The following is a 9,499-nucleotide window of genomic DNA, read 5'->3' on the forward strand; positions in this document are numbered from 1 at the left end:
TTGAAAGTAGTGAGAGACATGTGCGCCCAACTTAATATGTGTGGAGGAATAACCGGCCCGACTGGAGCCACAGGTCCAACCGGTGCAACGGGCACAACTGGAGTCACAGGTCCAACCGGTGCAACGGGTCCAACTGGAGCCACAGGTCCAACGGGAGTAACTGGCGCAACAGGGACAACTGGAGCCACGGGTTCAACAGGAGTAACCGGCGCAACCGGCTCGACGGGTCCAACGGGAGCCACAGGTTCAACAGGAGTAACCGGTGCAACTGGAGCCACGGGTTCAACAGGAGTAACCGGCGCAACCGGCTCGACGGGTCCAACGGGAGCCACAGGTTCAACAGGAGTAACTGGCCCAACGGGAGCCACAGGCACAACTGGTGCCACAGGTTCAACAGGAGTAACCGGTGCAACTGGAGCCACAGGTCCAACGGGAGTAACTGGCTCAACCGGAGCAACAGGTGACACAGGTCCAACCGGTACTAGTTTAACAACTAACTCGATGTACGCATCCAATACGTCGGGAAGTACGGTGCTGGTTGTTTTAGGCGGAACGGCAGTGACGCTGCCTAATAACCAAAGTTTAGATGGATTTACCGTAAGTGGTGGTAATACGGTGTTTACTGTACCTGTTTCAGGGCGGTATTTTATCACGTATCAAGTAAATACAAGCGCTGCACTTCTGGCAGGAACAAGGGTGATTAACAACGGAACACCCATAGCAGGGTCTATTTTAACACCTGCTTTATCTACATCTACCTACAATGTATCTCTCATTACAACACTTGCAGCAGGGAATCAAATTTCTCTTCAAATATTCGGTTTAGTCGCAACCGTAGTATTACTTGGCGGGGGATCTGTTGGAGCGGCATTAACCATTATCAGATTGGAATAAATCCAAAAAGCCCAATAAGGGCTTTTTTTCAATTCAACCGTGTCCTTTAATAGAAAAAAGACGGAATTTTTAGTGTATACATCATTGACTAGGAGAAAGAAACGCAATAACAAAGGAATCGGTTATTGAAGATTCAAGTGATTCATATTAAAATGATGTCAAATGGACGAATTAGCAATTGCTAATAGAAGTTCCATATTTAGTGAAATCATGTGGTGTAGCTGAAGGTGATTGGGGGTGTAGAATGAGCAAAGTTCCTGTGGCGGAATTGGCATCACTATTAAATGACTGGAACATGGAAATCAAAAAAGATCATGCAGATGAGGCAGAACGGCTATTTGCTAAAGCGAAACAGGCAGTAGAGGAAATTGATGATGCTGACATCCTCATGTATTATTCTCTTCTAGAGAAAAGGCATCATATTCTGATGTACAATTTAAGAGGGCAAAAGGGCAATGTTTCAACGAAAAGTATAGAAGGCCATTATGGGAAAAAAGATGATGATTTGTCTAATCGCCTTGCTTATTATTTTGATTTTTATGAGGGTGTGTATGAACAGCATCAGGGGAATTATGAGGTTGCATTACAGATGTATCAAAGTGCGGAAAAGCTCTTAGATAAAATTCCAAGTGAAATCGAACGCGCTGATTTTGATTTTAAGGTCGCGTGGCTTTACTATCGCCTGAGTCATATTATGCTTTCATTAAGTTATATTCGTAGGGCTCTACACGTCTATAAGCGTCACAAGCACTATGAAAGAAGAACTGCACTTTCATATTCTCTTATTGCAGCCAACCTTACAGAGATTGGCAGGTACGAAGAAGCGCTTGAGAATTATCGTTTAGCGGAAGAGGTGTTGACTAGCGAACAGGATGATTTTATGCTGGCTCAGCACCACCATAATGTGGCCATTTTATATTCATTTTGGAATAAACCGAAAGAATCTATACGACATCTTGAAAAAGCATTGTCTCATCAAGAGTATTATGATTCAGATTTCTTTTTCCATTCTACGTATCTGATCAGCCGGGAACTCTGTGTGATTGGTGAAAAGCAGCGTGCAAGCCAGTATATAGAGGCTGCATATGCCCGAATGAAAGAAGCTTCTCATGAAGTGTTTCAGCTCAAAATAGGCATCGTACATGATCTTTACTTAACGAATGTGCCACAAAGATTTCAGCAAATTAATGAGAAATTAAGAAAGTTAGAAGAAAAGAATGAATATCATGAAGTGAAAGAGCTTTCTCACTTTGCTGCAAAGTATTGTGAAAAGCAAGCACTTTATGAGCAGTCTGTTTTTTACTTGAATAAAAGTTTAGAAGCGGATTTACATATGAAAAGAATGGGGTTGATATAAGATGAAAACAGGATTAAAAGTATTATTCGTTGTAGGGTTAGCGGTCGCTGCGGCTGTTTTAACTGAAAATGTAGCGGGTTCTTTCGAAGTAGCAGAAAAAATCATTGGTGGTTAATCGCCCAATCATATCTCGCCCTTGTTGATGATGATCAGCAAGGGTTTTTTATATGGGTGAAAATAGGCTCTTCTTATTAAACGCTGCAAGAACGTTTAATAAGAAGAATTCGCAACAAAGGGGGTGTGCAAATTTGTTACCTGCTCCATTATTCTAAATAAACATAGGGCAGAGCAACAAGTTAAAAAGGTCACCTTTCTTTGCTTAATTTAATTTTTTGCAGGACTTTTCATTCAAATTTCATCAAATTGGTCTATTGTACATAGAAATTGTTACAAAAGAGGGAACACCGCTCCATTTGTCACGCATACGATGAGATGAGGTGTAAGTTGAAGGCAGGTGATTGTATGGATTCACGGGTGTATGGAGGCTTTCATGGCGGCGGTTTTAGCGGCGGAGCAGTAGGACCTCATATTGGCTTTGGCGGGTATTATGTGAGCCCTGGCGTGTTCTCGGGCTTAGGAGGTTACCCTGGATATGGGGGGTTCGGGACGTTTTCTGGATATTCTCCATATGGCTCCACATTCATTATGGGGCGTCCTCCTGGTTTTTATGTAAGAAGTTATTAATGTTTCATCACAGTGATTGAAATAGCCATCTAAGATTGGCTATTTCAATTGGTGAAAGTGCTTAAATGTAGCTGTGATCACAATAACCCCTAGGATGCAAATAGGAAGCCAAATGATGATAAACGGATCGTAAGCATCTGTATACGCAGCTAAAGCAGCTCCTAGGCAGTAAAAGACAATAGAACCGATTCGCAGCAAGCTCACATGTTGAATAGGGGCTTTTCTTTTTTCCCGATTTGATAAGCGTTGCGCCAAATCTTCAAATAAGTTAGCAAGTGTACTCGTTAAAACTGTTGTAGAAATGCCAGCGACATTTAATTTGCGTGCGGCCGCCGTTTGCATGCCCATCGCCATACTTAAAAGGATAATTAGCATAAAATAAGCACCTTGCGTATAAGGAAAAATGGTCATAAGAGCAAATAGAAGCAAGATGATGACTTCTATGATAAAGATGCGTGTAACGGCTTTTGGCCAAAATGTTTTTTCTTGTTTTCCACCTATGACAACAGCTAGTAAAACACCTAGAACAAATCCACTAAGTGCCGTGATGGAATGAAGAGCGGTTAACTGCAATGAACTGCCTGCTGCAATGCCAAGCAGTACTATATTTCCCGTCATATTTGCTGTAAACACGTGCCCTAGGCTTAAATAGCCAATAACATCCACTATTCCTGCGGTAAGACATAAGAACATCAGGGCAATGTTTCGTATTGAGTGTGCGGTCAAAATGGTCATCCCTTTCTTTCTCTCTAATGAATAAGTGTAACGCTTAATGACCGCTTATGTCCATTTTATGAGCTGGTAACATGTCCTGCAGCTGATATAAAACTTGTCGAAAAGAATCATCATTCACATGGTGCCTCATTTGCCGGAATGGGTCGCCTTTTTCCTTTAGACGTTTCATAACAGCCGGCATCGTAAATAAAGAAGGGTGACATTCTTCGCTGTTTAATTCTTCCCATTCGATCGGTGTTGCAACAAGTCCGAGCTCGTTTCCTCTCGGGGAATACGGGGCGATGATTGTTTTTCCAGCATCATGTTGAAGGTAGTCTAAATATAAACGGTTGCCGCGGTTTTTCTTTAGACGCTCTAGCGTAAACAGCTCGGGTGCTTGTTCACATAAAAATTGACAGATGAACGCAGTGAATTGTCTAGTTTGTTCATATGTGAAGGCATTTTTCTTCAATGGGATATAAACTTGTAGCCCTTTCCCACCACTTGTTTTAATAAATGCGGTGAGAAAGAGTCCATCTAAAATGACCTTGATTCGTTTGGCTGCTTCTATTGCTAGGTGAAACTCTTTAACAGAAGGCGGATCTAAATCAAATACAATTTCTACAGGCCGATCTGTATCTCTCGTTTCAAAAGGAATATGAAATTCCATCGCCAGCTGGTTACCAAGCCAAAGCAACGTGTCAGGATCATTACAGATTGTGTAAGAAATATCGTGCGCTTGATCTGTCTCAACAAAATCAGGCGCATAATCGGGCGTTGCCTTTTGATAAAAAGATTCTCCACCAGTGCCATGAGGAAAGCGTATTAACGTAAGACGTCTTTCACGTAAAAAGGGTAATAAATAGGGAGCGGCTTGCCTCAAATAAAGTAAGTAATCTGCCTTTGTGATATGAAGGGCAGGTACAACCGGTTTCTCTGGGTGGGTGACGTCAATCATAGCTGGGAGCGGATAAAGCTGTTTGAGCATGTGTTGAAAGGTACACGTTGCTGGATCTGCATCGAATAAAAACGAAGAAAACCGGGGCTCTCGTAAGGCTGATCCATCAAAAGAGATACAGGCAATCTTTGCGACAATGGATGGTGGGATTTCATAATGTGATGCTCCAGTCATTTGACCTTTGGTTAGAAATAAGGTGCGCAGGGTTTGTTCTTCTTCTTTAGAAAAACCATGCTTAAATTGGACAACCTCTATGAGATTCGTTTCTTGATAAAGACATCCTTGAAAATAGCCATTGTCTTTATCAAAACGAGTCACGATGACAGATACATACCGCCAATTTTTGATTTTGAGCCATTCTTTCGAGCGGGTATGCTCCTGCCATTTACTCATCTTCTTTTTAGCCACTAATCCTTCCGCTAAATAGGTCAGCATGATTTTTTTCATGTCATCAGGGCTGCTATCGGTTTGGATGATTTGAAGAAGAGAGGGGTGATTCAGCTGAACGGAGGGAGGAAGATTTGCTTCTTGGAACACCTCATGCAGCTCAGCTTTTCTTTCAATCAGCGGTAAATCAACGAGGGATTTCCCTTTAAATCTCAATAGATCAAATGCAATCAAATGACATGGAAACCGCTTAGCCTGGCGTTGAATGGTTTCTTTGTTTTTCAGGCGGCCTCTTTGCTGAACCTTTGTAAAGTCGCTTTCTTGTTCACTCAGTAAAAAGACCAATTCTCCATCTAGGGTCAGCGGTAAAAAAGGTGCAAGCGGTTCCGTTAGTTGCTGGCACTGATCAATGACTTCAGGAAATTGTTCATTTAATCGCTTTCCGGCTCTGCTCTCTAAATGGATGGTGTCTTTTTCCCAAATAAGAATGGCCCTGAAGCCGTCATATTTTAATTCATACAGCCAGTCTGCTCCAACAGGAATATCATGTGCAGACGTTAAACGCATCGGTTTCATTGTGTATTTCACTTCCTTACATCATGTGTTCTTAGAGTGGGATGAAATTTTCATAAACATACATAACTCAGATGAAAACATTGCATAGTAAGGAGAAAAGAACGGAGGCGTTACGATGCATACAGTATGGAAGGGTGGCATTAGCTTCGGACTGGTGAATATTCCAGTCAAGCTGTTTACCGCTACAGAAAACAAAGATATTAAATTAAGACAACTTCATAAAGAATGCCATACGCCGATTAACTACAAAAAGGTTTGTGCTAACTGCGGCGAGGAGGTAGCGCCAGAGCAAATTGTAAAAGCGTACGAGTATGCCAAAAATAAATTCATTGAATTGGATGAAGAAGAACTCGAAAGGCTGAGAAAAGAAAATGAAGAAAAAGCCGTCGAAATCATTGATTTTGTGAAGATAGAAGAAATCGACCCCATCTATTATGAAAGAAGTTATTTTCTATCTCCAGATACTGGCGGAGCAAAGGCTTATTCATTATTAAGAAAAGCGTTGCAAGAATCAGGGAAAATCGGTGTAGCCAAGATCATGATTCGCTCAAAGGAGCAATTAGCGATTGTTAGGTGCTACGAACATATTTTACTAATGGAAACCATTCATTTCCCTGACGAAATTAGGCAAGTGTCAGACGTCCCGAATATCCCGCAAGAGGAAAACATCGTGAAGAAAGAGTTAGATACGGCACTCCTTTTAATTGAGCAGCTGACCACCACATTCGATCCAGCCGCTTATCGCGATGAATACAGAGAGCAGCTGATGAATGTAATTGGAGACAAAATCTCTGGAGAACATACCGTTCAACCAGCAACGACAGGTAAAAAAGAGGCTTCATCCAATGTCACCGATTTGATGGCCGCTTTGCAGGCTTCTATCGATCGATCAAAACCAGAAAAAACGAAAAAAGCAGCACCTAAGAAAAGAAAAGCACCCGCTAAAAAAGAAAAGAATGCATAAAGAAAAGACCGCTCGCCAAAGGGCGGTCTTATTTTGGCTTCACCACATCCTGAATCGTCCCGTCTGTTCGGTGGATGACAACTGCTGTTCCTTTTTTAGATGAAATCTCTTTCGCGCGGTCGATGGCTTCCTGTTTCGTTTCTTTTACCTCACTTGCACGCTTCGCTTTTTCAGTTTGAACCGCCCAGCCTTCATCATGTTTCACGACATGCTGCGCATGATCCATGAGCTCAGGTCGTGCAGAGCTGCTTTTCTTAGAAGGAGTCACAGAACCATGAGAGTGAAAGTCCTCCATTTCTTTTTCCGTCGCATTCTTTTTCCACTCTTTTGCTTGATTGATCGCAATTGGAATCGCTCTACCTTCTTCATAGCCTTCCTGCACCATTTTGTTGGCAATCTCAAGTGCTTTTTTTCGAATGACTTTGTCTAGTGATTGGAATGAAGCTGGATAATCTTCCATTGTCCAAGGCATATTGAACGCTCCTTTCTTTTATTTGAACACCTTCCCCCATATGCAATGGATCAAACATTTCACCATCTCAATCCAATGGCTTGGTTGAAATACATCGTTTTGCTGAGGAAGAATGTTTTCAATTCCTGCACAATAGAAGATAGTAAAGGAGTGATTGAAATGATGATGAAAGGCTTGTATGAAGCACATTTACCTGTGAGTGATTTGAAGGCATCCATTTCTTTTTTTGAAAAATTGGAATTAACGCTTGCTCATGAAAATGAACGAGTGGCCTTTTTATGGATTGAGAAAGGAAAGAGCTGGCTCGGCCTTTGGAAGGTTGATATGTCCACTGTTCCATATCACCCAGCGACGCGACATGTGGCCTTCCAAATAGAAACATCCAGCCTTGACCAGATCAAAGAATGGCTGATAGAAAAAGGGATCAGCATACATCCGATGTTTGGCTTTTCGGAAGAGCAACAGCCTTTAGTACTTGATAATCCACCACAATTTCATGCCGCCATTTATTTTCTTGATCCCGATGGGAATCTGCTTGAATGTATTGCACCGCTAGAAATTGATGCAGCAGAACATCATGAGATGATGACATTTGAAGATTGGGAAAGAAAGAAAAATCCGTTTATTGATTGACAAAACCGCTCATTGTAACTATATTGATTACAACGGTGGTGAAGGAATGTGAAACAAATTAGCAGCAGGTATACCATTGCTGTTCATATCTTATCTTTTATTGCGGGTGTTTCAAAAGAGTGCACAGGGGATTTTATTGCAGAAAGTGTCAATTCAAATCCAGTCATTATCAGAAAAATGATGGCTATGCTCAAAAAGGCGGATCTCATTGAGATTCGCCGAGGAGTTGGCGGTGCTTCCTTAAAAAGGCCGGCAGAGGACATTACTCTACTAGATGTGTACCAGGCTGTGGATGTAAGCGCAGATGAAGAGTTATTTAACTTTCATCAACCAGTCATTGCATGTTCAATTGGTCAAGCCATGGATACGAGACTGCGGCAAGAACTTAAAGAAGCACAGTCCGCACTTGAGCATCACCTTAAACAAGTGACAATTAAGCAATTATTAATCGAGGCGGAGTAGAAAAAGCTCATACATAGAGCTTTTTTTACCCATTCGTTGTAACCATTTTGATTATAACGAATGCTATGATGTAAGAAACAAGCTGTTTCATTCAGGAACATCACCGTTGAACGAAAAATGAGGAGGTCAAATCAATGACATTATTAGTGACAGGTGCAACAGGACAACTTGGATCGCTCGTCGTCAAACATTTGCTCGCGAAAGTGCCAGCTGAACAAATTGCGGTCAGTGTTCGAGATCCGCAAAAGCAGTACATCTAAAGGAAGCTGGGGTGGATGTGCGCAAAGGAGACTTCACACAGCCGGATACACTTCAATCAGCGTTTCAAGGGATTGACCGTCTTTTGATCATTTCGTCTGGGGATGGAGAACGAGTGAAGCAGCATCTAAATGCCATCGAAGCAGCGAAAGCAGCGAATGTATCATTTATTGCTTATACAAGTGTTGTCAATGCAAAAGAAAGTCAGCTTAACCTAGCACATGACCATGCAAAAACAGAAGAAGCGATTTTGGCTTCTGGCATTCCTCATGTTTTTTTAAGAAACAATTGGTATGTGGAAAATGAAAAAGATACGATTCTGGCATCAGTCAACGGAGCGCCGTTTATCAGCCCAATTGGTGAAGGTAAAGTCGGCTGGGCAACAAGAGATGACTATGCAGAAGCAGCAGCAAATGCGTTAACAATGCCGGCACATGATCAGGAAATCTATGAATTGTCAGGACCGCTTCGCACACACACTGAACTTGCACAAATGGTTAGCAACGTGAGCGGGAAAGAAATCAAAGTAGAACACATGGATGTAGATACATTTGGAGAATTTTTAGCGTCAAATGGTGTACCGAAAGAAGCTGTTCCATTTGTCAAAGCGATGCAAAGCGGAATTCGCGATGGGGCATTAGCAGTCGAAAGCCATGATTTCGAAAAACTATTAGGCCGTTCTTTAACACCTATTGAAGATAGAATACGAGAAATGATATCAAACTAAACAATTAAAAACGCCCTGTAAAAGGGCGTTCAGGCTGTCGAGAAAATCTCGACAGCTTTATTTTTTTCCTTAAATTTTCCACTACCCCATTTTATAATAGAGAAAAGCATACTAAAGGAAGGTGTTTTTCTCATGTTCCACACTAGAAATTCTTCTCAGCACGAAGCCGAATTTGTATTGCTAGATCAATTGGTCGAAGAGGATCACCTGCTTCGTAAAATTGATCAGTACATTGATTTTTCATTTATCATAGACAAAGTAAAACCATATTATAGTGAGAATAAAGGTCGTCCCTCACTTGATCCACTTATTTTGTTTAAAATGATGTTTATCGGATACCTGTACGGTATCCGTTCTGAAAGACAACTTGAAAAAGAAATTTACTATAACATGGCGTATAGATGGTTTTTAGG

Annotated in this window: 10 protein-coding genes and 1 pseudogene; 8 read left to right on the forward strand and 3 right to left on the reverse strand. The window is 41.6% G+C overall.

From position 1 onward, the window contains the following. Positions 1-18: 18 nt before the first annotated feature. The 3 genes from M2369_RS12020 (at position 19) to M2369_RS12030 (ending at position 2,935) form a co-directional block, all read left to right on the forward strand. Positions 19-894, forward strand: coding sequence for a BclA C-terminal domain-containing protein (locus M2369_RS12020; protein ID WP_259254341.1), 876 nt, complete (start codon positions 19-21; stop codon positions 892-894). Between the two features lie 244 nt (positions 895-1,138). After that, entirely contained in the window at positions 1,139-2,251 is a 1,113-nt protein-coding gene (locus tag M2369_RS12025; protein ID WP_056703282.1) for a response regulator aspartate phosphatase, read from the forward strand. 462 nt (positions 2,252-2,713) lie between these two features. Continuing rightward, positions 2,714-2,935, forward strand: coding sequence for a hypothetical protein (locus tag M2369_RS12030; protein ID WP_024719106.1), 222 nt, complete (start codon positions 2,714-2,716; stop codon positions 2,933-2,935). Positions 2,936-2,974: 39 nt separating this feature from the next. Here the strand turns inward: M2369_RS12030 and M2369_RS12035 are convergent, their stop codons facing one another. Continuing rightward, a complete protein-coding gene (locus M2369_RS12035) occupies positions 2,975-3,670 on the reverse strand; it encodes a YoaK family protein (RefSeq protein WP_008343947.1) in 696 nt (231 codons plus the stop codon). Positions 3,671-3,704: 34 nt separating this feature from the next. Continuing rightward, positions 3,705-5,570 carry a DNA ligase D gene (locus M2369_RS12040; protein ID WP_259254346.1) on the reverse strand — a complete coding sequence of 622 codons (1,866 nt, stop codon included), beginning with the start codon at positions 5,568-5,570 and terminating at the stop codon, positions 3,705-3,707. A gap of 115 nt (positions 5,571-5,685) precedes the next feature. On the opposite strand from M2369_RS12040, the gene ku reads away from it, so the two are divergent. Next, entirely contained in the window at positions 5,686-6,534 is an 849-nt protein-coding gene (gene ku / locus M2369_RS12045) for a non-homologous end joining protein Ku (protein ID WP_007499384.1), read from the forward strand. 28 nt (positions 6,535-6,562) lie between these two features. On the opposite strand, the gene M2369_RS12050 is transcribed toward ku, so the two are convergent. Further along, a complete protein-coding gene (locus tag M2369_RS12050) occupies positions 6,563-7,006 on the reverse strand; it encodes a DUF2188 domain-containing protein (protein WP_007499382.1) in 444 nt (147 codons plus the stop codon). A gap of 159 nt (positions 7,007-7,165) precedes the next feature. Here M2369_RS12050 and M2369_RS12055 point away from each other — a divergent pair, with 159 nt between their 5' ends. The 4 genes and pseudogenes from M2369_RS12055 to M2369_RS12070 all read left to right on the forward strand — a co-directional run. Next, positions 7,166-7,639: a VOC family protein gene (locus M2369_RS12055; protein ID WP_051404169.1), complete on the forward strand. Its 474-nt coding sequence runs from the start codon at positions 7,166-7,168 to the stop codon at positions 7,637-7,639. Positions 7,640-7,687: 48 nt separating this feature from the next. Further along, positions 7,688-8,101 carry an Rrf2 family transcriptional regulator gene (locus M2369_RS12060; RefSeq protein ID WP_259254351.1) on the forward strand — a complete coding sequence of 138 codons (414 nt, stop codon included), beginning with the start codon at positions 7,688-7,690 and terminating at the stop codon, positions 8,099-8,101. Between the two features lie 134 nt (positions 8,102-8,235). After that, positions 8,236-9,086, forward strand: a pseudogene (locus M2369_RS12065) (SDR family oxidoreductase). A 132-nt stretch (positions 9,087-9,218) separates the two neighbouring features. Beyond that, positions 9,219-9,499, forward strand: a 281-nt coding sequence (locus M2369_RS12070; protein WP_259254352.1) for a transposase, incomplete at its 3' end; no start/stop codon positions are given.

The organism is Bacillus sp. JUb11 (assembly GCF_024807925.1).
In the GTDB taxonomy this organism is placed as follows: Bacteria; Bacillota; Bacilli; order Bacillales; family Bacillaceae; genus Bacillus; species Bacillus altitudinis.

What these genes read in the sequence shown, in the direction of transcription:
- M2369_RS12020 (WP_259254341.1), top strand. Translation starts at nt 19, where the DNA reads ATGTGCGCCCAACTTAATATGTGTGGAGGAATAACCGGCCCGACTGGA.
- M2369_RS12025 (WP_056703282.1), top strand. Translation starts at nt 1,139, where the DNA reads ATGAGCAAAGTTCCTGTGGCGGAATTGGCATCACTATTAAATGACTGG.
- M2369_RS12030 (WP_024719106.1), top strand. Translation starts at nt 2,714, where the DNA reads ATGGATTCACGGGTGTATGGAGGCTTTCATGGCGGCGGTTTTAGCGGC.
- M2369_RS12035 (WP_008343947.1), bottom strand. Translation starts at nt 3,670, where the DNA reads ATGACCATTTTGACCGCACACTCAATACGAAACATTGCCCTGATGTTC.
- M2369_RS12040 (WP_259254346.1), bottom strand. Translation starts at nt 5,570, where the DNA reads ATGAAACCGATGCGTTTAACGTCTGCACATGATATTCCTGTTGGAGCA.
- ku (WP_007499384.1), top strand. Translation starts at nt 5,686, where the DNA reads ATGCATACAGTATGGAAGGGTGGCATTAGCTTCGGACTGGTGAATATT.
- M2369_RS12050 (WP_007499382.1), bottom strand. Translation starts at nt 7,006, where the DNA reads ATGCCTTGGACAATGGAAGATTATCCAGCTTCATTCCAATCACTAGAC.
- M2369_RS12055 (WP_051404169.1), top strand. Translation starts at nt 7,166, where the DNA reads ATGATGATGAAAGGCTTGTATGAAGCACATTTACCTGTGAGTGATTTG.